Source organism: Macromonas bipunctata, assembly GCF_002837135.1.
Taxonomy (GTDB): Bacteria; Pseudomonadota; Gammaproteobacteria; order Burkholderiales; family Burkholderiaceae_C; genus Macromonas_A; species Macromonas_A bipunctata.
The window spans coordinates 385-22,129 of sequence record NZ_NWBQ01000022.1; the positions used below are offsets into that span (position 1 = coordinate 385).

Consider the following 21,745-nt stretch of genomic DNA (forward strand, 5'->3'; position numbering starts at 1 on the left):
CTTCGGTCAGGGTGCCGGTCTTGTCCAGCACCACGGTATCGACGCGGTGCGCCAGCTCCAGCGCCTCGGCGTCCTTGATCAGGATGCCATGGCGCGCCGCCACCCCCGTGCCCGCCATGATGGCCACCGGCGTGGCCAGCCCCAGTGCGCACGGGCAGGCAATCACCAGCACCGCCACCGCGTGCAACCACACCGTTTCCAGCGGTGCCTGTTGCCACCACCAGCCCAGCCAGGTCAGCACCGCCAGCAGCAACACCACTGGCACAAACCAGGCCGCCACCCGGTCCACCAGCCGCTGCACCGGCGACTTGGTGGCCTGCGCGTCCTGCACCAGCGCAATGATGCGGCTGAGCACACTTTGCGCACCCGTGGCTGTGACGCGCAGCCGCACCGCACCATCACCGTTGAGGCTGCCACCCGTGACCACATCACCCACCGCCTTGGGCACGGGCATAGGCTCGCCGGTGAGCATGGATTCATCGACCTGGGTCTCGCCATCCACCAGCACGCCGTCGGCGGGGATGCGCTCGCCCGGGCGCACCAGCACCACGTCGTCGGGCAGCAGTTCGGCCACGGGCACATCCACCACCTCGTCGCGGCGGACGCCGTCGGGCCACAGGTGTGCCACCTCCGGGCGCAGGGCCTGCAGCGCACGGATGGCGCTGGTGGTCTGGCGCTTGGCGCGCGCTTCCAGCCACTTGCCCAGCAGCACCAGCGTGATGACCACCGCCGAGCTTTCGTAGTACAGGTGCGGCATGGTGCCGGCCTCGGCGCGCCACCACAGCCAGGTGCTCAGGCCCCAGCCCGCCGTGGTGCCGATGGCCACCAGCAGCTCCATGTTGCCGCTGCGCGCCCGCAGCGCGTGCCAGGCGCCAGCGTAAAAACGCCAGCCCAGCACCCACTGCACCGGCGTGGCCAGTGCAAACTGCCACCCGGGCGCCAGCATGGCGTGCCCACCCGAGCCCAGGCCCGCCAACATCGGCCACAGCAGCGGCAGCGACAGCAGCGCCGCCACCAGCACCGGCCAGGCGTCGCGCGGCACACCCAGCCAGCCCGGTGCCACGGCGGGCTCGGTGGCCTCGGCGGGGCGGGGCTCGTAACCGGCATCGCGGATGGCGCGCTGCACCCGCGCCGCCGCGGCGGCGGCTTGCTCGGCCACAAGGTCATCGCGCCAGTGCACGCGCGCGGTCTCGGTCGCCAGGTTGACCGCCACCGCCTGCACTCCGGGCACTTTTTTCAGCGCCCGCTCGACCCGGCCCACGCAGGAAGCGCAGGTCATGCCCCCCACACCCACGTCGTACGGATTCATGGCTCCATCCATATTTGATAAAAAACTACATTTTCACCGCAGGTGTGCGGTACCACCCGCGCATGCGGTACAACCGGTGGGCCGCATTGTCCCACCTGGGACGCACACGGCACTTTTTCACCTTGTTTCCAACACCGAAAGGAAAGATCCCATGAACGACTACTTGTTCACCGTCACCGGCATGAGCTGCGGCCACTGCGAACGGGCCATTGTGCAAAGCCTGCGCCAGCTCGACCCCCACGCCGTGGTGCAGGCCAGCCACACCACGCAACACGTGCGCGTGGAACACACCGCCCACACCGCTGAGGCCCTGGCAGCGGCCATCACCGAGGAGGGCTACACCGTGGTGCAGATCACACCCTTACAAAAGTAATTTAATCACGTAATACGTCATAAAATTTATGTAAAAACCTGTGGATAAGTTGGTGGATAACTTGTGTATAACCTGTGAGTTATCCACAAGATTTTGGAAATCCCAAAGTTGTTCAACTTTCATCCACAGGCTACTCACAGGTAATCCACAGGGTTACCCACAGGAGAACAAGGGGTTAAGTTGTTGATTCAAAACATGTTTTTGAAGTTATCCACAGAAAAGGGCCAACACCTACTATCTACTACTAAGATATATATATATAAGAAAGAGATAGAGATAGAGGGAAAACTTTTCCACAGGAGCCAAGGGGTTGACCAGGGTCGAAAATGTTAAAACTTCATCCTATGGGCCAGAACCGTTAGAATTTCGTTTTCTTTACCGTACGCCCATGTCCCTGGTCTCTGGCAACAGCCCTTCTAGCTACGACATCAAGAGCGCCCAACTCTCCGTGGTGGTGCTGTTGCTCAAGTCCAACGTCCTGTCGGTGCTGGACGCGGAGCTCGAGCAACGCTTTGGTCGGCAATCCTTGTTCTTCAGCCAAGATCCGGTCTTGCTGGACTTGTCGCCGCTGGCCGCGCAGGCTTGCACCGTGGACTACGCTGGACTGCTGGCACTGTTGCAGGGTTACGGCATGGTGGTGGTGGCCGTCAAGGGCGGCAGCCCGGAGCAGATGCAGGCGGCGCTGCAGTTCGGCCTGGCGCAGGCCGACGACCAGCTCGCCCTGCAGCCGTCCACGGCGACCCGCCACCCGCAGCATCCACCGTCCGGGCCCGACATCCCCGCCCCGCTGGACGCCGGCGCGGTGTACGCCGAAACCGTGCCCGCGCTGGTGGTCGACAAGCCGCTGCGCTCGGGCCAGCAGGTGTACGCCCGGGGCCGCGACCTGCTGGTGATGGCGATGGTCAACCCCGGCGCGGAAGTGATTGCCGATGGCCACATCCACGTCTACGCCCCGTTGCGGGGCCGCGCCATGGCCGGCGCCCGGGGCTGGACCGAGGCCCGCATTTTTGCGCAGGTGATGGAGCCCGAACTGGTCTCGATTGCCGGCATCTACCGCACCAGCGAAGTGCCCTTGCCCGCCGATGTGCTGGGCAAGCCGGCCCAGGTGCGCCTGCAGGTGGGCCCTGAAGGCGACCAGCTGCGCGTGGACCCGATTCCCTGATATTTGGAAAGACTGTTTGAAAATGGCAAAGATTGTTGTCGTGACATCGGGCAAGGGCGGGGTGGGCAAGACCACCACCAGCGCCAGTTTTGCCGCCGGGCTGGCGCTGCGCGGTTTCAAGACCGTGGTGATCGACTTTGACGTGGGGCTGCGCAACCTCGACCTGATCATGGGCTGCGAGCGGCGCGTGGTGTACGACTTCATCAACGTGATCCAGGGCGAGGCCAACCTCAACCAGGCGTTGATCAAGGACAAGCAGTGCGACAACCTGTTCGTGCTGGCCGCCAGCCAGACACGCGACAAGGACGCGCTGACCAAGGACGGTGTGGAGCGCGTGCTCACCGAGCTGGCCGGCATGGGGTTCGACTACATCGTGTGCGACTCGCCCGCCGGCATCGAGACCGGGCCGCTGCTGGCGATGCACTTTGCCGACGAGGCGCTGGTGGTGACCAACCCCGAGGTGTCGTCGGTGCGCGACTCCGACCGCATCCTGGGCATGCTGGGCAGCAAGACCAAGCGCGCGGTGGAGGGCGGCGAGCCGGTCAAGGAGCACCTGCTCATCACGCGCTACAACCCGAACCGGGTGCAGGATGGCCAGATGCTCTCGCTCAAGGACGTGCAGGACATCCTGCGCATTGACCTCATCGGCGTGATTCCGGAGAGCGAGAGCGTGCTGCAGGCGTCCAACCAGGGCCTGCCGGTGATCCACCTGCAGGGCTCGGACGTGTCCGAGGCCTACAAGGACGTGATCGAGCGCTTTCTGGGCCACGAGCGGCCGATGCGCTTTGTGGAGGCCGAGAAACCAGGCTTCTTCAAGCGCCTGTTTGGCGGGAGGTAAGGCCTGTGTCCTTCTTCTCGTTTCTGTTGGGCGAAAAAAAGAAAACCGCCCCGGTGGCCCGCGAGCGGCTGCAGATCATCCTGGCGCACGAGCGCTCGGGGCGCAACGCCGCCGAGCCCGACTACCTGCCCGACTTGCAGCGTGACCTGATCGCGGTGATCAGCAAGTACGTCAACATCCACCAGGAAGACATCAAGGTGCAGCTCGACCGCCAGGAGAACCTGGAGGTGCTGGAGGTCAAGATCGAGCTGCCCGAGAAGGGCAAGTAGCCCCAGCGGCCCCGGGATGCCGTTTGCAGGCCGCCAAAGGCCCGCTGGCGGCCTCTGCGGGGCTTCAGAGTACCCAAGCCGCCAGCGCGGCAATCGCGGCCGTCTCGGCCCGCAAAACGCGCGGCCCCAGGCTGGTGGCGGCAAAGCCTTGCGCCAGCAGGGTGTGTTCCTCTTGCGGGCTGAGGCCGCCTTCGGGCCCCAGCACCAGCCACAGGGGTTGCTGGTCATCAAATTGGCGCAGGCCTTGTGCGCCAGCGGCCAGCGACAACACGCCGCGTTGTGCCGATGCGGGCGGCGCGCTGGCGCCATGCAACCATTCCTGCAGGGTGCGCACCGGGTGTACCACCGGCACCCGGTTGCCGCCACATTGCTCGCACGCCGACACCGCCACCGCTTGCCAGTGTGCTTGTTTTTTGTCGGCGCGTTCGCCTTTGAGGCGCAGCACGGTGCGTTCGGTCATCAGCGGTTGGATGCTGGCCACGCCGAGTTCGGTGGCTTTTTCCACCAGCCAATCCATGCGTTCGTTGGCGGGCATGCCCACCACCAGATGCACCGTACGCACGGGTTCGCGTTCGGTGGCGTGGTGGGCGCCGACGTGGACTTGCACGTCGCTGCGCCCCATGCGTTGTACGGTCGCATCGTATTCTCCGCCCACTACAGGATCGCCAAACAGGGTCAGCGTATCGCCAGGTTGCAGGCGCAGCACTTGCACGTGGCGCGCGCCCTCCGGGGTTAGGTCTAGCGTCTGGCCGGGTTGCAGGGGGGAGGGATGGTGGATGCGGGGCATGGGGTGAACCTGGGGGGTGGCTTCAGACGCGGCCATAGGCAAAGCCGCTGGCGGCTTCCCAGCCTTCGACCTTGTCGATCAGGCGCAGCAGGGGCGTGAGTTCGCGGTAGCGTGCGGCGGTGTTGCGGATGTAGTGGATGAAGCGCGGCGCATCGGCCAGGTACTGGGGCTTGCCGTCGCGCAGGGTCAGGCGGGCAAAGATGCCGGCCACTTTGAGGTGGCGTTGCAGCCCCATCCATTCCACGGCGCGGTAAAAAGCGCCAAAGTCGTCGCTCCAGCCGTCAAAGTCCAGCATGCCCAGCTGGCGCGCCTGTTGCCAGTAGCGGATGGTGACGTCAAGCACCAGGTCTTCTTCCCAGGTCAAAAAGGCGTCGCGCGTCAGGCAGGCGATGTCGTAGGTGATGGGGCCGTACACGGCGTCCTGGAAGTCGAGCACGCCCAGGCGCTGGTCAGGGTCGTGGGCGCGCGGCAGCATCAGGTTGCGCGGCATGAAGTCGCGGTGGACAAACACGCTGGGCGCGGCCAGGTTGCGTTCCACCACCAGCGCAAAGGTGCGCTCCAGCGTGGCGCGCTGGGTGTCGTCCAGCGTCAGGCCTTTGTGCTGTGCCAGGTACCAGTCGGGAAAGAGTTGCAGTTCGCGCTGCAGCAGCGCAGCGCCGTAGGCGGGCAGCACGCCGGGGCGCGAGGCCTGTTGCCACACCAGCAGGGCGCGGGTGGCGTCCTGGAAGTGGGGCAGGGCGGCGGCGGGCTGGTGCGCGTCGAGCGCGCTGAGCAGGGTGTGGTCGCCCAGGTCGGTCAGCAGCATGAAGCCCAGGGGTTCGTCCCAGGCCAGCACGTCGGGCACGCGCACGCCAGCGTCGCGCAGCAGCTGGGCGACTTGCACAAAGGAGCGGCAGTCCTCGTGCGCGGGTGGGGCGTCCATGATCACCAGGGTGCCGCCACCGGCGCTGGCGGCGCGGTCGATGCGGAAGTAGCGCCGGAAGCTGGCGTCGGCGGAGGCGGGGCGCACGCTGTCGGGCTGCACGCCGTGCGCGCTGGCCTGGGTGTGCAGCCAGGCCTGGAACGCCTGGGCGCGTGACGGGTCGGCCCACCCGATGCGGGCGGGGGAGGCGGAGCTGGAGGGGCTGGGGGTGGGCGTGGCGTGCATGGTGGCGCGGGGCGGGAGTGGCCTCGTGGATAATTGGCTGGCTATTCTACGAACGCGGTTCGTGTGTGCGCGGGTGGGGCCGGTCGGGCCCTGGGGTCTGGGTTGTTGTGGTGGGTGTTTGTGCTGTCTGTTTTGTTTGCCGCTGGGGGTGGGTTGCGCTGGTGCCGCGTGAGCGGGCGCTGGGTGCTGGCCGCCGGTGCGCTGGCCACGTTGTCCACCCTGGCCCAAGCCGATGAGGCACTGCCACCGCTGGCGCTGCAGCCCAGCGAGCGTCTGCAGGAGCGCCTGAGCCCCGCCGCCGCCGAGCAGGCGCCACAATTTCTGTTCGGGGACGCGGTGCAAGGCCAGGCTGATGCCCAGACCGTGGTGCAGGGCCACGCCGAGCTGCGCCGCCACGACTTGGTGCTGCGCGCCGACCAGCTGACGCACGACACGCCCAGCAACACCGTGACCGCCACGGGCCAGGTGCGCATCAACCGGCAGGGTGATGTGTACGAGGGCACCGAGCTGCGGCTGCAGCTCGACACGTTCGAGGGCCACTTCGTGCAGCCGCGCTTCTCGTGGCTCAAGAACGGGGGCCACGGCCAGGCCGAGCGGGTGGATTTTCTGGACGAGCACCGCGCCGTGGCGCACCAGACCCAGTACACCACCTGCGAGCGCCCGCCGGGTGGCGACTGGCTGCCGGACTGGGTGGTGACCGCCGACCGCATCGAGTTTGACACCGCCCAGGACACCGGCACCGCCACCGGCGCGGTGCTGCGCTTCAAGGACGTGCCGGTGCTGGCTGCGCCGTGGCTGAGCTTTCCGCTGTCGGACAAGCGCAAGTCCGGCGTGCTGCCGCCCACGCTCAACCTCGACACGCAAAGCGGGCTGGAAGTCACGCTGCCGTACTACCTCAACCTGGCGCCCAACATGGACGCCACGCTGTTCCCGACCGTGATGAGCAAGCGCGGCATCGACCTCGGGGCCGAGTTGCGCTATCTGGAACCCAGCTTCAATGGCCGCGTGCGTGGCGCCTTCATGCCGTCCGACCCCGCACGTGAGCACACCGACCGCTGGAGCCAGGCCTGGCAGCACCAGCAGGTGTTCAACGGTGTGCCGGGCCTGGGCACCCTGGGGCTGCGCCTGAACCACAACCGCGTCAGCGACGACGACTACTGGCGCGACTTTCCGCGCAGCAACACCGCCCTGACCGAGCGCCTGCTGCCCAGCGAGGCCACGCTGCACTGGGGCCAGGGCGACTGGCAGGTGTCGGCCGGGGCGCAACGCTGGCAGACGCTGCAAGATGCCGACGCCCCCATCACCGCGCCCTACGACCGCGTGCCGTCGCTGGCGGCGCGCTACACCCCGGCCGCGTTTGCGCTGGGCGGGGTGGACGGCTGGGAGGCCACGCTGCAGACCGAGGCCACCCACTTCAGCGCCGACCGCGCCCTGCGCGCCGCCAACGACGTGGACGGCACCCGCACGCTGGCGGTGGCCGAGATCAGCAAGCACTGGCACACGCCGGGCGCCTACCTCAAGCCCGCGCTGCAGTTGCACGCGCGCCACTACGCCTTCAGCCAGACGCTGGCCAACGGCACGCGCCACCAGAGCTACGCCATTCCCACCCTCAGCCTGGACGGCGGGCTGATGCTGGAGCGCGACACGCGCCTGGCCGGGCAGGACTTTGTGCAGACGCTGGAGCCGCGCGTGCTGTACGCCCGCACCGGCTACCGCGACCAGAGCTTTGTGCCCACCTACGACACCGCTGCCTACGACTTCAACCTGGCCACAGTCTTCACGCCCAACCCCTACGGCGGGCACGACCGCATTGCCGACACCCACGCCGTGACGCTGGGCGCCACCACCCGCCTGCTGCACCCCGTCACCGGTGCCGAGGTGCTGAGCCTGGGCGTGGCGCAGCGCGTGCGCCTAGACGACCAGCGCGTGGTGCTGCCAGGCGAGGCGGTGGTGTCGGAGCGCCTGAGCGATCTGCTGTGGGGCGGGCGCGTGCAGTGGACGCCGCAATGGGCCTTCAACGGCACCGTGCAGTACAACCCCAAGCAGAACGAATCGGTGCGCACCACGCTGGGCATGCGCTACCAGCCCGGGCCGTACCGCCTGTTCAACGCCGCCTACCGCCTCAACCGCAGCACGCCCGAGGCCGAGAGCCAGCAGTGGGACTTCAGCTGGCAGTGGCCCGTGGGCGGTGGTGCGGCCAACGCCGCCACGCCCGCCGTGCGTGGCCAGGGTCTGGGGCCACGCCAATGGTACAGCGTGGGCCGCCTCAACTACAGCGCCACCGACAACCAGGTCGTCGATCTGGTGGCGGGCTTTGAGTACGATGCCGACTGCTGGATCGGCCGCGTGGTGCTGGACCGCCTGCAGCGCAGCACCGGCAGCGCCAACCAGCGCATTTTGTTCCAGCTCGAGTTCGTCGGCTTCTCCCGTCTTGGCTCCAACCCTTTGCAAACGCTCAAGGACAATGTACCCCGCTACCAATACCTGCGAGAAGACACCAACCCGCCCAGCCGGTTTGAACGCTATGAATAAATGGTCGCACTGGAGCGTGCTGGCGCTGTGTCTGGGGGGTGCCGTGGCACTGCCCGTGGGCGCACAGGGCCTGCGCATGGGCAACACCGCTACCACGCCCAAGGCGGCGGCGCGCGTGCCCACCCCCGCCCCCGCCCTGGTGGTGGCCGAGGCCGACCACATCGTGGCGGTGGTCAACTCCGAACCCATCACCCGGCACGACGTGCGCGCCCGCCTGGCGCGCCTGCAACCGCCCGAGGGCACGGCCCTGCCGCCCCGGGCGCAACTGGAGCGCCAGGTGCTCGATCGCCTGGTGCTCGAGCGCATCCAGCTGCAGCAGGCCAAGGAACAGGGCCTCAAGGTGGACGATGCCGCGCTGGCCGACGCCGAAGCCGCCGTGGCGCGCCAGAACCGCCTGACGGTGGACGCCTTGCGCGAGCGCGTGCAGGCCATCGGCCTGACGCTGCAAGGCTTCCAGGCCGACTTGCGACGCGACTTGCTGCTGCAGCGCCTGCGCGAGCGCGAGGTGGACAGCCGCGTGCGCGTGAGCGAGGCCGACATCGACGCCTACTTGGCCGAGCGCCAGCGCGCGGCTGGCCTGGCCCAGACCGAGTTGCACCTGGCCCAGGTGCTGGTGCAGGTGCCCGAAGGCGCCAGCGCCGACACCATGGCCGCCCTGCAGGCGCGGGCCGAACACGTGCGCCAGCGCGCGCAAGACGGTGCCGACTTTGCCGCTCTGGCCAAGGAGTTCTCCGAAGCGCCCGAGCGCGACAACGGCGGCCAGCTGGGCCTGCGCAGTGCCGAGCGTTACCCGACGCTGTTTGTCGAGGCCACGCGCCAGCTCAAGGCGGGCGACGTGAGCGCCGTGGTGCGCAGTGGCGCCGGTTTCCACGTCCTCAAGGTGCTGGAAAAACGCGCCACCGGCCTGCCCGAAGCCCAGTACACCCAGACCCGTGCGCGCCACATCCTGCTGCGCCCCAACGCGCAACTGAGCGAAGCCGCCGCTATCGCGCGCCTGAACGGCTGGCGCGAGCAAATCCTCAGCGGCAAGACCACCTTTGAGACCCTGGCGCGCCAGCACAGCCAGGACGGCTCTGCGGCACAAGGGGGCGACTTGGGCTGGGCCAGCCCCGGTCAGTTTGTGCCCGAGTTCGAGCAGGTGATGGACGAGCTGGCCCCCGGCCAGGTGTCGATGCCGCTGGTGTCGCGCTTTGGCGTCCACCTGATCCAGCTGCAGCAGCGCCGCCAGGCCGAGCTCACCCCGGCGCAGCAGCGCGACTGGGTGCGCAACCTGTTGCGCGAACAAAAAACCGAAACCGCCTACGCCAACTGGCTGCGCGACCTGCGCGCCCAAGCGTATGTGGAATACCGCGAAGCACCCCAACCTTGAAACCTTCAGCTCCCCACCAGGCGCGCAAGCGTTTTGGACAACATTTTTTGTCGGACCGCGGCATCATCGAGGCCATTGTGCAGGCGATTGCGCCGCAGCCGGGCCAGTTTGTGGTCGAGATTGGCCCTGGTCTGGCGGCATTGACGCAGCCGCTGGTGGAGCGGTTGGGCCAGCTGACGGTGATTGAACTCGACCGCGACCTGGCGTTGCGCTTGCGCCTGCACCCGCAGTTGCAGGTGATTGAATCCGACGTGCTGCGGGTCGATTTCCGCGCGCTGGCCGCCAGCCGCCCCGAGCCCATGCGCGTGGTGGGCAATCTGCCCTACAACATCTCCACGCCCATCCTGTTCCACCTGCTGGATGTGGCCGATGTGGTGCAAGACCAGCACTTCATGCTGCAAAAAGAGGTGATCGACCGGATGGTGGCACAGCCCTGCACCGCCGACTACAGCCGCCTGAGCGTGATGCTGCAATGGCGCTACGCGATGGAAGACGTGCTGTTTGTGCCGCCCGGCAGTTTTGAGCCACCGCCCCGGGTGGACAGCGCGGTGGTGCGCATGGTGCCACTGGCGCAGCCGCCGCAGGTCGATGCGGGGCTGCTGGAGGAGCTGGTGAAGGTGGCGTTTTCGCAGCGGCGCAAGCTGTTGCGGCACAGCCTGGGCCGCTGGCTGGAGCAGCGCGGCTTTGCCGGGTCGTTCGACCTACAGCGCCGCGCCGAGGAAGTGCCCGTGGCCGAGTACGTGGCTTTGGCTCAGGCCGCGGCGGTCCAGTAGCCGGCGTTGAAGGGGCTGCTCATGCGCAGCGCCATCGGGCTGACATCGACCAGCTTGTCGGTCAGCAGCGGCTCGTCGCTGTGGGCGCTCAGATCCTCGGCCTTGGCGGCGCGCGCCACCGAGAACGAGTAGAAGCAGCGGAACGGCACCTTGCGGTCGTTCCAGTATTCGGCGATGTCGCGGAAGATGTCGAGCAGTTGCTCGCGCGCTTCCTTGTCGAACTTGGGGCTGGTCGGGATGTGTTCCAGCACCGCCACAAAGCCGGTTTGCGCGCCGGACTTGTGGATCAGGTCGGTCATGCACTCGTAGAGCGCATCAAAGTTTTTGCCAAAGCTGGCGGGCAGGGTGTATTGGCCGGCAATCAGGTCGAGCACGTCCTGCTTGTTTTGCGCGTTGGCCAGGTTGGCGTACAGAAAGTGGTGGCCCAGCTCTTCGGCGGCGGCCTGCAGGTTTTGGACGGTGTGAGCGCGTATCGATTGAACGATGTTGGTGCGAACGGTACGAAGCGGTGTGTCCATCTCCGTTTGTCTTTCTTGTGTCAAAGTTGAAAATCCCGAACGGCCCAGGGCAGGGCGGCACAATGTGCGGACTGGCAGCCGCGCTGCAGGTGTGGATGCGCGGCTGGCCTGGCCCCCACAAAACAAACGGGTAAACCCTGGCAGTGAGCCCGGGTTTACCCTGAAAACAAGGGCGCAAGTGTGCCCTAAGCGGTGTTGAAAAGCAAGGGGCCACCGTCGGTGGCCCCTGGGCAGGCGCGGGTGCCGCCGGGTGGCGTTACGCCGGGGTGGCCGCCGCCGAGGCGCGCGGCCCGGCGTTGGCCTCGCTCACGGTGAGCGCGGTCATGTTGACGATGCGGCGCACGGTGGCGCTGGCGGTCAGGATGTGGGCCGGCTTGGCCACGCCCAGCAGCATGGGGCCGATGGCAATGCCGCCGCCCGCAGCGGTCTTGAGCAGGTTGTAACTGATGTTGGCGGCGTCGATGTTGGGGAACACCAGCAGGTTGGCATCACCCGTCAGCGCGCTGTTGGGCATGAGGCGCGCGCGCGAGCTGGCGTCGAGCGCCACGTCGCCGTGCATCTCGCCATCGACTTCCAACCACGGCGCACGTTCGCGCAAGATGGCCAGGGTTTGGCGCATCTTGACGGCAGAAGGTTGGTCGGACGAGCCGAAGCTGGAGTGCGACAGCAGCGCCGCCTTGGGCGTGATGCCAAAGCGCAGCATCTTGCGCGCGGCCATCTTGGTGATCTCGGCCAGTTGCTCGGCGCTGGGGTCGTAGTTGATGTGGGTATCGACCATGAAGATCTGGCGGCCCGGCAGCATCAGCGCGTTCATGGCGGCATAGCAGTGGGCTTCCTCGCGCAAGCCGATCACCTGGTCGATGTACTGCAGGTGCATGGTGTGGTTGCCCCAGGTGCCGCAGATCAGGCCATCGACCTCGCCCTTGTGCAGCAGCATGGCGCCAATGAGCGAGAGGCGGCGGCGCATCTCGATCTTGGCCAGCTGCTCGGTCACACCCCGGCGCTCCATGATGCGGTGGTAGGTTTGCCAGAAGTCGCGGTAGCGGTGGTCGTTTTCGACGTTGACCACGTCGTAGTCCAAGCCTTCGGCCAGGCGCAGGCCGAACTTTTCGATACGTTGCGCGATGATGGCCGGACGGCCAATCAGCACCGGGCGGGCCAGACCTTCATCGACCACCACCTGGCAGGCGCGCAGCACGCGCTCTTCCTCGCCCTCGGCGTAGGCGATGCGCTTGTGCAGCGCCTTCTTGGCGGCGGCGTACACCGGCTTCATCATGGTGCCGGAGGCAAAGACGAAGCTTTGCAGCCTCTCGCGGTAGGCGGCCATGTCGGCCACCGGGCGCAGCGCCACACCCGAGTCGGCCGCCGCTTGCGCCACCGCCGGCGCAATCTTCATCATCAGGCGCGGGTCGAACGGCTTGGGGATCAGGTATTCGGGGCCAAAGGCCAGCGTCTGGCCGGTGTAGGCGGCGGCCACCACTTCGCTCTGCTCGGCCTGGGCCAGCTCGGCAATGGCGTGGACAGCGGCGATCTCCATCTCGTCGGTGATGGAGGCCGCACCCGCGTCCAGCGCCCCCCGGAAGATGTACGGAAAGCACAGGACGTTGTTGACCTGGTTGGGGTAGTCGGTGCGGCCGGTGGCCATGATGGCGTCGTCGCGCACCGACTTGACCTCTTCGGGCGTGATCTCGGGCGTGGGGTTGGCCAGCGCGAAGATCAGCGGGTTGGCGGCCATGCTGGCCACCATGTCGGGCTTGAGCACGCCGCCGGCCGACAGACCGAGAAAGATGTCGGCCCCGGCGATGACTTCGCGCAGGGTGCGGGCGTCGGTGGGCTGCGCGTACTGCGCCTTGTCGGCGTCCATCAGTTCGGTGCGGCCCTGGTACACCACGCCGACCAGGTCGGTCACGAAGATGTTCTCGCGTGGCAGGCCGAGTTTGACCAGCAGGCCCAGGCAGGCCAGCGCCGCCGCACCCGCGCCGGAGGTGACGAGCTTGACGTTCTTGATGTCCTTGCCGATCACCTTGAGGCCGTTGAGCAGCGCCGCGCCCACCACGATGGCGGTGCCGTGCTGGTCGTCGTGGAAGACCGGGATCTTCATGCGTTCCTTGAGCTTCTTCTCGATGTAGAAGCACTCGGGCGCCTTGATGTCTTCGAGGTTGATGCCGCCAAAGGTGGGTTCCATGCTGGCGATGATCTCGATCAGCTTGTCGGGGTCTTTTTCGTTGATTTCGATGTCAAAGACGTCGATGCCGGCGAATTTTTTGAACAGTACGCCCTTGCCTTCCATCACCGGCTTGGAGGCCAGCGGGCCAATGTCGCCCAGACCCAGCACGGCGGTGCCGTTGGTGATGACGGCCACCAGGTTGCCCCGGCTGGTGTACTTGAAGGCGGCGTTGGGGTCCTTGACGATTTCCTCGCACGGCGCAGCCACGCCCGGCGAGTAGGCCAGCGCCAGGTCGCGCTGGTTGGTGAGCTGCTTGGTGGCGGCAATGGCCACTTTGCCGGGGGTGGGGAATTCGTGGTATTCGAGCGCGGCGCGGTGGAGTTCGGCGCGTTTGTCTTGCTGCTGTGGTGTCATGCCGGTGTGTGGGTACGTAAACCAGAAGGGGCGCGTGGCCTGCGGGTGGCGGCCAGCATCTGCCGGTACAGTGTAAAGCCATTCCGTGCCACGCCCTGGCCCACTGGGTCCGCGCTGCGCCGGTGCTAGACTGTGGCGGCCATGATTCTTCGCGACCGACCCTCCGGCTTCAAGTTGTTTTTGCTCTGGCGCGGCTCCATGTTGCCGCGCATCTTGCCGGTGCTGGTGTTCAACGTGGTGCTGGCGGTGCTGGTCACCCTCACGCACGGCGAATGGTTCCACTTCAAGGTCACGATGACGGCGATCCCGTTCACGCTGATGGGTTTGCCGCTGGCGATTTTTCTCGGCTTTCGCAACACAGCGGCCTACGACCGTTACTGGGAAGCACGCAAGCTTTGGGGCGAGTTGGTGCTGCGCAGCCGCAACCTGTCGCGCCAATGTCTGCATTTGATTGAGCCACCCCCACCGGATTTGCCCGACCTGCGCCGCCGCATGGTGTTGCGTGCGGTGGCGTTTTGCCATGCGTTGCGCGTGCAGTTGCGCCGCAGCAGCGATACGCGCGCCATTGAGGCCATGCTCAGCGCCGAGGAATGGCAGGCGGTGCAGGCCAGCGGCAACCGCCCCGCTGCGCTGATGCTGCACATGGGGGCCGATTTGGCCACGTGCCGCCACCAAGGGCAGATCGACGGCCCGCTGCTGGCGCAGATCGACGACACCTTGTCCGCCATGACGGGCGCGGCGGCCTCGTGCGAGCGCATCAGCGGCACGCCAATTCCGTTTCCGTACACGCTGCTGTTGCACCGCACCGCCTACATCTACTGTTTGTTGCTGCCGTTTGGCCTGGTGGACATTGTGGGCGTGATGACGCCGCTGGTGGTGGGCGTGATTGCCTACACCTTCTTTGCGCTGGACGCGCTGGGCGACGAGATCGAGGAGCCGTTTGGCGCGCTGCCGCACCATTTGCCGCTGGACGCGATGTGCCGCGCGATCGAGATCAACCTGCTCGAAGCCCTGGGCGAGACCGAGCTGCCACCGCCGCTGAAGCCGGTGGACTACTGTCTGCTTTGAGTGACGGCTGCTGGCGGTGTGCGGTGCGCCGCCCTACCAGCCGCCCGAGGCGCCGCCGCCGCTGCTGCGGCCCCCGCCCCCCGAGGAAAACCCGCCCCCAGAACTGCCACTGCCCCCACCGCCACCCCAGCCCCCACCGCCGGGCCAGTCGTCGCGGCCACCCCGGCGCCGCCGCGTGCCGCTGCGGTAGGTCTTGAAGCGCGCCAGCAGCAGGCCCAGCCCCAGCGTGATGGCCGCCGCCAGCAGCGTGCGCCACACCGATTCGGTAAACTGCCAGCCCAGCACGCTCACCAGCGGTGTGGCCAGCCACGGCCCCCAGCGGCCCACGCGCTGGCGCAGCACCAGGTTGACGAACAGCGCCAGAAACGCCAGCAGCACCCAGTCGTCGGGTGCGCTCACGCCACCGCTGGCATCGTTGCCATTAGGGGCGGGTGGGGGCAGGTTCTCGCCGCGCAGCAGGGCCAGGATCTGATCCACCCCGGCGTCCAGCCCGGCGGCGTAGTCGTTGGTGCGAAAGTGCGGCGTGATGGCCTCGTCGATGATGCGCTTGGCCGCCAGGTCGGGGATGGCGCCTTCCACCGCCCGCATGGTGGCAATGCGCAGGCGCCGGTCGTCCTTGGCCACCACCAGCAACACGCCGTCGCCCACGTCGGCGCGGCCCACTTTCCAGGCTTCGGCCACGCGCTGGGTGTAGCTGAAGATGTCCTCGGGCGCGGTGGTGGCAATCAGCAGTACCACCACCTGGCTGCCGCGTTCGCGCTCGAAGGCGGCCAGCTTGTCTTCCAGTGCCTGGCGTTGCGTGGCGCTCAGGGTGGCGGTGTGGTCCAGCACGCGGGCCGTCAGGGCGGGGATGGGTTGCAGCGGCGTGGTCTGCGCCCACAGCGCGCCGGGCAGCAGGGTGGCCCAGCCCAGCGCGCAGCACCACAGCCACAGCAGCAGCGGCTGCCGCCAGGGCGGGCGCGCCGTGGCGCTGGGGCGGCGCATGGCCCCGGCGGCTGGCTGCGTGCGCCTGGCTGGCATGGCCTGCATGGCTATTTGGCCCCGAAGTCCACGCTGGGCGGGGCGCTGATGGCAGCCTCGTTGGCCACCTGGAACGTGGGCTTGGGCGCGTAGCTGAACACCATCGCGGTCAGGTTGGTCGGGAAGCTGCGCGCCAGCACGTTGTACTGCTGCACCGCCTCGATGTAGCGGTTGCGTGCCACGGTGATGCGGTTTTCGGTGCCTTCGAGTTGCACGCGCAAGTCGCTGAAGGCCTGGTTGGCCTTGAGCGTGGGGTAGCGTTCGGCCACCACCAGCAGGCGGCTCAGGGCGCTGCCCAGCTCGCCCTGCGCGGCCTGGAAGCGTTGCAGCGCCTGCGGGTTTTGCAGCGTCTCGGGCGTGACCTGGATGGCGGTGGCCTGCGCGCGCGCCTGCACCACGCGGGTCAGGGTGTCTTGCTCGAACTGGGCTTCGCCCTTGACGGTGGCGACCAGGTTGGGCACCAGGTCGGCGCGGCGCTGGTATTGGTTGAGCACCTCGGCCCAGGCGGAGGCGGTCTGTTCGTCCAGGCGCTGGAAGTCGTTGTAGCCACAGCCGCTCAGGGCGGCCACCGTGGCAAGGGCAAGGAGCAAGCGGGGCACAAAGGAGGACATGGGTGGCGGGCCTTGGCGGTGGTGGAACGAGAAGGGCTATCGTAGCGCGATGCCCCTGCGCGTGGCGCGGGCCGTGGCCGTCAGCTGAGCTGTTCGGCGCAGACGCTGCTGTTGTGCAGCGGCAGGCGCACCGTCACCTTGAGCCCGCGCTGGCCGCCCGCACCACCCGCACCGCCTGAACCGCCTGAACCGCCTGAACCGCCCGGGTTGGGGTGGGTGTCGTCCAGCGTCAGGGTGGCGCCGTGCTGCAGCGCAATCTCCTGCACGATGGCCAGCCCCAGGCCGGAGCCATCGACGTTGGTGCCCAGCGCGCGGTAGAACGGCTCCAGCACCAGCGGGCGTTCGTGCTCTGGGATGCCGGGGCCGTTGTCCTCCACCTGCAGCTCCTGCACGCCCTGGGCCACGTCCAGCACCACCCGTGCCGTGACGATGCCGCCGGCGGGCGTGTAGTTGAGCGCGTTGTCCACCAGGTTGCGCACCAGCTCGCTCAGCAGCGTGGGGTTGCCCTCCATGCTGCAGCCGTCGGGCAGGCGGGGCGGGCCTTCGTAGCCCAGGTCGATGCGCTTGTCCAGCGCACGCGGCACGGCGTCTTCCACCACTTCCATCACCAGCGCGGGCAGGTCGATGGGGCTGGTGGGCAGGGTGCGGCCCGTGGTCTCGGCGCGCGCCAGCGCCAGCAGCTGGTTGACGGTGTGGGTGGCACGCACGCTGGACTTGGCAATCTGCTGCAGCGAGCGTTGCACGTCGTCGGGGTTGGTGGCCTGCTGCGCCATCTCGGCCTGCATGCGCAGGCCCGCCAGTGGCGTCTTGAGCTGGTGCGCGGCGTCGGCCAAAAAGCGTTTTTGCGTGCCCAGCGACACGGTCAGGCGCTGCAGCAAGTCGTTGATGGAAGCCACCAGTGGCGTGGCCTCCTGCGGGATGCTGTGGTCGTCGATGGGGCTGAGGTCGTCGGGCTTGCGTGCGCGGATGCGCTGCTCGAGCTCGTGCAGCGGCTTGATGCCGCGCACCAGCGCCAGCCACACCAGTAGCACCGCCAGCGGCAGCGTGACGAACTGGGGCACCATCACGCCCTTGATGATCTCGGTGGCCAGCTGGGCGCGCTTGCCGCGCGTCTCGCCCACCTGCAGCAGCACCAGCTCGTGGTAGCCGTTGTGCGGGCGCGCGACCCAGGTGTAGGCCACGCGCACTTTCTCGTTGCGCACCACGTCGTCGCGCAGCTGGATGCGCCCGGCCTGCAGCGGTATGGCCTCGGCCGGGATGGTGGGGTCGATGTGGTAGGTGGGGTCGGTCTCTGTGGGCGGCGGCGGGAACTCCGGGTCGCCGCTGACGACCTGGCCGCTGAAGTTGCGCACTTGGTAGAACACCTGGTCGGTGTCGTCGGCGCGCAGCAGGTCGCGCGCCTGGCTGGTCAGGTTGAACTGGGGCGTGCCGTGCTCGTTGACGACGATGAATTGCGTGAGCGCCTGCAGGTTGAACTCCAGCGCGCGGTCAAAGGGCTTGCTGGAGATGCCCTGCGCCACAAACCACGTCAGCGCCAGCGACAGCGGCCACAGCAGCAGCAGCGGCGTGAGCATCCAGTCCAGGATCTCGCCAAACAGGCTGCGCTGCTCGCGCTGGAACAGCCCGAACGCGCCATTGGCCGCTGGCCGCTGGCGGGCGCCGCTGGTCTCAGGTCGGGTGGATCTTTTCAAGGCAATACCCCAGCCCGCGCACGGTGGCAATGCGGATGGGGCCTTTCTCGATCTTCTTGCGCAGGCGGTGGATGTAGACCTCGATGGCGTTGTTGCTCACCTCTTCGCCCCATTCGCACAGGCGCTCCACCAGCTGGTCCTTGCTGACCAGGCGGCCCACGCGCTGCAGCAGCACTTCGAGCAAGCCCAGCTCGCGCGCCGACAGATCCACCATCTTGCCGTCGATGGTGGCCACACGCCCGGCCTGGTCGTACAGCAGCGGGCCGTGCTTGATCTGGCTGCTGGCGCCGCCCATGCCGCGCCGGCCCAAGGCGCGTACGCGTGCCTCCAGTTCTTGCAGTGCGAAGGGCTTGGTCATGTAGTCGTCGGCGCCCAGGTCCAGGCCCTTGACGCGGTCCTCGATGCTGTCGGCAGCGGTCAGAATCAGCACCGGTAGCGTGAGCCGCGCGCGCAGGCGGCGCAGCACTTCGAGCCCGTGCAGGCGGGGCAGGCCCAGGTCCAGAATCAGCAGGTCGAACTCGTGGTTGGTCATCAGGGCCGCGTCGGCCTCAGAGCCGCTGGCCACGTGGTCCACCGCGGCGCCCGTGGCGCGCAGGGTTCGCAGCAAGCCATCGGCCAGCACCTGGTCGTCTTCGGCAATCAAGATGCGCATGTTGTCAGTCTCCTGGGGGGCAAGGTGTTGTTATGGGGAGGTCTCGGGGGCTGATGCGGATTTTAGGCGGGAGGCCTCCAATTACCGCAAAATCCCCCGCCATGACCACCACCTTGAACAAAGCCGAAGTTCTGCACCGCGCCTACGCCTTGGCCAAAGACTACGCCAGCGCCAGCTACGAAATGGGCCAAGCGCAAAACTTCATCCGCGATTTGTGCGAGGTGTTTGGCTTTTCGGCCAAGCGGTTGGTGAATTTTGAGCAGCGGGTCAAAAAAGCCAGCGGCAGCAGCGGGCGCATGGACGGTTTTTACCCCGGCAAGTTGCTCATTGAGATGAAATCGCGTGGCGAGGATTTGCAGGCTGCCTACCAGCAGGCGCTGGACTATCTGCCCGGTTTGCAAGATGCCGAACTGCCCGATTACCATGCCGGTGCAGCTCACCAAAGCCCACCAACAGCTCGACAAAGCCGTCGATGCTGCCTACGGCTACAAAGCCGCGCCGGACGATGCCGCCCGCGTCGCCTTTTTGTTTGCCCGCTACCAAGCCCTGACGGCGGCCACCGCTCCGGTGGTTCCGGCCAAACCGACGCGGCGGCGCAAGGTGTCAGCGTGAAGTGGAAATTTTTGATGCTGTGCGCTTTTCTACCGCAGCGGCAATCAGCGGCGCGACCTCCCGCAGGCCATCCAGCGTGAGCTTGCCTTCCTCGTACTTGCGCAGCCAGGCCCGACGCTGTCGCAGCACCCGCTCGTCGTCGCGCAGGTGCAGGTCGGTCAAGGTCTGCGCGGCAAGTGCGTGTAGGTGTGCGGGCACCTTCTCGGGCACCAGCACCAGTTGCAGCGAAGGCAGTAGCACTTCAAACCAGCCGTTCCGTACCCACAGGGGATCCAGCACAGCGGTGCGTTTGCTCTTGCTGCTGTTGATCCAGGCTGAGGCAAAGCGGTAGTTGTCCCAGTCGTAGGCGCGCGCCTCGTTGGCGTCCACCGGCTCAAAGTGATCGACGGTGCCAGCAGGCTCGTACATCGCGCCATAGGCACACAGGTCGCCAAAGGCATCCGCCAACTGTGGCTTGAACGGGCTCCAGTAATCCCGGGGCCGCGCATTGGCCTTGCGCGTGGCCTTGGGGTGGTCGGCCAGCCACTGCAAGCCTTTTTGCCGGCATCGGGTGTCGAAGTCGGCTGGCTCGGTCAGGCGCTCGTAGTCGATCTCGATCATGTGCGCCCCGTCTTGCCGCCAGCCAGGTCGGGGCAGGTCTCAACGATCCAGCGCGGCCAAAAGTCATCGTGTCCGGGCAGCACGCGCTGCAATTCTTTGTGGATGGCGGCCTGGGTCTTGAGCTTGTCGGGCAAGGCCGACTTGTCGCCGCGCATCCAGGCCTCGGCGGCCTCGATGGCATGTTCGGCCTCCAGCGAGCGCGCTTGGCGCAGCCCGAAGGCATCCGACACCAGCCAGTTCACCACATCGCCCTGTTTGGCCCAAGGCTCTTGCATCACGCGGGCCTGGCCGTTTTGCAGCTGGATGTTGAAGATGGCATCCTGCGCCTCGTCAAACTCGGGCTCGACCGAGGCCAGCACCAGCGGCGAATGCGTGGCAACGACCAGCTGCACCGGCACCTTCCGGCCGGTCAGGGCCTGCATCACGCGCAGCAGCGCCGGCACAATGCAACGCTGCCACTGCGGATGCAGGTGGCATTCGATCTCGTCCACCAAGAAGATGATTTCCCGCGCTTTCTTGCGCCCCGTCTGCTCGCAGGCAATTTGGTGTTCGTGCCAAGTCCAGACCAGCAAATAGGCCAGCGCCGCAATGCGCCTCATGCCCGCTGAGGCATGCACCAGCGCCACGTCCTGCCCGTAGGGCATGTGCAGCGAGGGGTAATCCTTGACATCACGGCCAAGGCGCACTGGCTGGCCTGGGGTGAGCTTTTCTAGACCGGAGGGCGACAGCGCATCAAGCACCTTAATCAGGTCGGCAAACGCCGGATCCTGGCCTTTCTGCCACAGTACCCAGTCGTGAATCAGGCCGTTGCAGTGACGCATGCCGTCCGGGCCGTCCAGGCCGCTCCAGACCTGCTCGGGTGTAAAGTTGAAGGCTTTGGGGCGGTCCGCCGCGTCGCTGTCCTGCCAGTAATTGCGCGCCGGATCCCAAGCTGCAAAGCTGCCATCGACACCGGCATAGATCACCACGCCGGGAATCGCTGGCCTGCCTTTTTTGAGCGGCCAGAGCTGTTCGGAGCGCTTGAACACGCTGACTTCATCGAAATCGCCCGGCGTGGACTTACTGTAAGCGTAGGCGATGCTGGACTTTTTCTCGCCCAAGGGCGGCACAGCGGCGACGCCGCGCGCCCAGGTGCGCGTCAGCACCCACCAAGCGATGTCGAGCAAGAAACTTTTGCCCAAGCCGTTGTCGCCGGTGATGAAGTTCAGGCGCTGGGCGAAGTGAACCGGCCCGAACGCGGTGGCAGGTCCGACGCCCTTGAGGGTGAGGGTTTTGAGCATGGCGAATTGTGGAGCAATTATGCGCCGTAGGCGTAGGCCTCCAGCCCCAGCGCCACCACGGTGCTGACATCGGTGCCCACCTGTTCGCGGAACTCGGCTTCGGCCTGTGCCACCGCTTGCCGAAACGCTGCCAGCCAGGCCAGCCCGGTGTCGGTGAACACGATGCGTTTGGCGCGTGCGTCCATTGGGTCGGGCGTGCGTTGCACCAAGCCCCAGGCCACGCACTGGTTGACCAAGTCGCCCATGGCTTGTTTGGTCATGCCCGCACTGGCGGCCAGTTCGGTCAGGCGCGAGCCTTGCAGTTGGAGGTGGCGGGTGATGTGGATGTGGGCTGCGCCCACCTGTTCGCGCGCGGCCAGGTTGGACAGTGCCAACGGCACTTGTACCGCATGCGCCATCAGCTCCAGCACGCGCGCATCAAATCGGCGCAGCGCGTGGCCCATTAAAAAGCCCAAATGGGTCTGTCGCCAGCGGTCGTCGGGCGGTGTGGTCGATGTGTTTGGCGGGGGCGGCAACATGCTGTGCATAACGTTGTGTATAACTGTGTAAATGG

19 protein-coding genes and 3 pseudogenes are annotated in these 21,745 nt (G+C 66.9%); 10 read left to right on the top strand and 12 right to left on the bottom strand.

The window, feature by feature from the left end:
- Positions 1–1,321: pseudogene (locus tag CON76_RS03455) on the bottom strand (heavy metal translocating P-type ATPase); the annotation flags it as partial.
- A gap of 139 nt (positions 1,322–1,460) precedes the next feature.
- Between CON76_RS03455 and CON76_RS03460 the strand changes: the two are divergent.
- From CON76_RS03460 to minE, 4 genes are all read left to right on the top strand, one after another.
- Positions 1,461–1,682 carry a heavy-metal-associated domain-containing protein gene (locus tag CON76_RS03460; RefSeq protein ID WP_101101971.1) on the top strand — a complete coding sequence of 74 codons (222 nt, stop codon included), beginning with the start codon at positions 1,461–1,463 and terminating at the stop codon, positions 1,680–1,682.
- Positions 1,683–2,070: 388 nt separating this feature from the next.
- Complete coding sequence (gene minC, locus CON76_RS03465; RefSeq protein ID WP_101101972.1) at positions 2,071–2,844, top strand: septum site-determining protein MinC; 774 nt, start codon at positions 2,071–2,073, stop codon at positions 2,842–2,844.
- A gap of 22 nt (positions 2,845–2,866) precedes the next feature.
- Entirely contained in the window at positions 2,867–3,682 is an 816-nt protein-coding gene (gene minD / locus CON76_RS03470; protein ID WP_101101973.1) for a septum site-determining protein MinD, read from the top strand.
- 5 nt (positions 3,683–3,687) lie between these two features.
- Complete coding sequence (gene minE / locus CON76_RS03475) at positions 3,688–3,951, top strand: cell division topological specificity factor MinE (protein WP_101101974.1); 264 nt, start codon at positions 3,688–3,690, stop codon at positions 3,949–3,951.
- Positions 3,952–4,015: 64 nt separating this feature from the next.
- Here the strand turns inward: minE and CON76_RS03480 are convergent, their stop codons facing one another.
- Together CON76_RS03480 and CON76_RS03485 are read right to left on the bottom strand one after the other, a co-directional pair.
- On the bottom strand, positions 4,016–4,738 hold the full coding sequence (locus CON76_RS03480) for a 16S rRNA (uracil(1498)-N(3))-methyltransferase (protein ID WP_101102027.1): 723 nt from the start codon (positions 4,736–4,738) through the stop codon (positions 4,016–4,018).
- A 22-nt stretch (positions 4,739–4,760) separates the two neighbouring features.
- Entirely contained in the window at positions 4,761–5,885 is a 1,125-nt protein-coding gene (locus CON76_RS03485; protein WP_101101975.1) for an aminoglycoside phosphotransferase family protein, read from the bottom strand.
- A 120-nt stretch (positions 5,886–6,005) separates the two neighbouring features.
- Here CON76_RS03485 and CON76_RS03490 point away from each other — a divergent pair, with 120 nt between their 5' ends.
- The 3 genes from CON76_RS03490 to rsmA are packed head-to-tail and all read left to right on the top strand — an operon-like array spanning position 6,006 to position 10,559.
- Positions 6,006–8,417, top strand: a complete 2,412-nt coding sequence (locus CON76_RS03490; protein ID WP_145995312.1) for an LPS-assembly protein LptD — start codon at positions 6,006–6,008, stop codon at positions 8,415–8,417.
- A complete protein-coding gene (locus tag CON76_RS03495; protein ID WP_101101977.1) occupies positions 8,410–9,786 on the top strand; it encodes a peptidylprolyl isomerase in 1,377 nt (458 codons plus the stop codon). The genes CON76_RS03490 and CON76_RS03495 overlap by 8 nt, the downstream gene beginning before the upstream one ends.
- Positions 9,783–10,559, top strand: coding sequence for a 16S rRNA (adenine(1518)-N(6)/adenine(1519)-N(6))-dimethyltransferase RsmA (gene rsmA, locus CON76_RS03500; RefSeq protein ID WP_101101978.1), 777 nt, complete (start codon positions 9,783–9,785; stop codon positions 10,557–10,559). The genes CON76_RS03495 and rsmA overlap by 4 nt, the downstream gene beginning before the upstream one ends.
- A 122-nt stretch (positions 10,560–10,681) precedes the next feature.
- On the opposite strand, the pseudogene CON76_RS03505 reads toward rsmA, so the two are convergent.
- A pseudogene (locus tag CON76_RS03505) lies at positions 10,682–11,077 on the bottom strand (barstar family protein); the annotation flags it as partial.
- Positions 11,078–11,333: 256 nt separating this feature from the next.
- Positions 11,334–13,658: an NADP-dependent malic enzyme gene (locus CON76_RS03510; RefSeq protein WP_101101980.1), complete on the bottom strand. Its 2,325-nt coding sequence runs from the start codon at positions 13,656–13,658 to the stop codon at positions 11,334–11,336.
- Positions 13,659–13,799: 141 nt separating this feature from the next.
- Here CON76_RS03510 and CON76_RS03515 point away from each other — a divergent pair, with 141 nt between their 5' ends.
- Positions 13,800–14,726, top strand: a complete 927-nt coding sequence (locus tag CON76_RS03515; protein WP_101101981.1) for a bestrophin family protein — start codon at positions 13,800–13,802, stop codon at positions 14,724–14,726.
- A gap of 33 nt (positions 14,727–14,759) precedes the next feature.
- Here CON76_RS03515 and CON76_RS03520 read toward each other — a convergent pair whose 3' ends face one another.
- The 4 genes from CON76_RS03520 to CON76_RS03535 form a co-directional block, all read right to left on the bottom strand.
- A complete protein-coding gene (locus tag CON76_RS03520; RefSeq protein WP_240592752.1) occupies positions 14,760–15,746 on the bottom strand; it encodes a TPM domain-containing protein in 987 nt (328 codons plus the stop codon).
- Positions 15,747–15,757: 11 nt separating this feature from the next.
- Positions 15,758–16,357, bottom strand: a complete 600-nt coding sequence (locus CON76_RS03525; RefSeq protein WP_420812901.1) for a LemA family protein — start codon at positions 16,355–16,357, stop codon at positions 15,758–15,760.
- 80 nt (positions 16,358–16,437) lie between these two features.
- Positions 16,438–17,931 (bottom strand): sensor histidine kinase, encoded by a 1,494-nt coding sequence (locus CON76_RS03530; protein ID WP_101102030.1) that lies wholly within the window; start codon positions 17,929–17,931, stop codon positions 16,438–16,440.
- 94 nt (positions 17,932–18,025) lie between these two features.
- Positions 18,026–18,700 carry a response regulator gene (locus tag CON76_RS03535; protein ID WP_101101982.1) on the bottom strand — a complete coding sequence of 225 codons (675 nt, stop codon included), beginning with the start codon at positions 18,698–18,700 and terminating at the stop codon, positions 18,026–18,028.
- Positions 18,701–18,882: 182 nt separating this feature from the next.
- On the opposite strand from CON76_RS03535, the pseudogene CON76_RS13805 reads away from it, so the two are divergent.
- Together CON76_RS13805 and CON76_RS03540 are read left to right on the top strand one after the other, a co-directional pair.
- A pseudogene (locus CON76_RS13805) lies at positions 18,883–19,059 on the top strand (type IIL restriction-modification enzyme MmeI); the annotation flags it as partial.
- Positions 19,060–19,123: 64 nt separating this feature from the next.
- Positions 19,124–19,312: a type IIL restriction-modification enzyme MmeI gene (locus CON76_RS03540; RefSeq protein ID WP_101101983.1), complete on the top strand. Its 189-nt coding sequence runs from the start codon at positions 19,124–19,126 to the stop codon at positions 19,310–19,312.
- On the opposite strand, the gene CON76_RS03545 is transcribed toward CON76_RS03540, so the two are convergent.
- The 3 genes from CON76_RS03545 to CON76_RS03555 are packed head-to-tail and all read right to left on the bottom strand — an operon-like array spanning position 19,304 to position 21,710.
- The gene (locus tag CON76_RS03545; RefSeq protein WP_101101984.1) at positions 19,304–19,912 is read right to left on the bottom strand and encodes a hypothetical protein; all 609 of its coding nucleotides are present in this window, start codon (positions 19,910–19,912) and stop codon (positions 19,304–19,306) included. The genes CON76_RS03540 and CON76_RS03545 overlap by 9 nt on opposite strands.
- Positions 19,909–21,192, bottom strand: coding sequence for an AAA family ATPase (locus CON76_RS03550; protein WP_101101985.1), 1,284 nt, complete (start codon positions 21,190–21,192; stop codon positions 19,909–19,911). The genes CON76_RS03545 and CON76_RS03550 overlap by 4 nt, the downstream gene beginning before the upstream one ends.
- 17 nt (positions 21,193–21,209) lie before the next feature.
- Positions 21,210–21,710: a MarR family winged helix-turn-helix transcriptional regulator gene (locus CON76_RS03555; RefSeq protein ID WP_420812903.1), complete on the bottom strand. Its 501-nt coding sequence runs from the start codon at positions 21,708–21,710 to the stop codon at positions 21,210–21,212.
- Between the last annotated feature and the right edge of the window lie 35 nt (positions 21,711–21,745).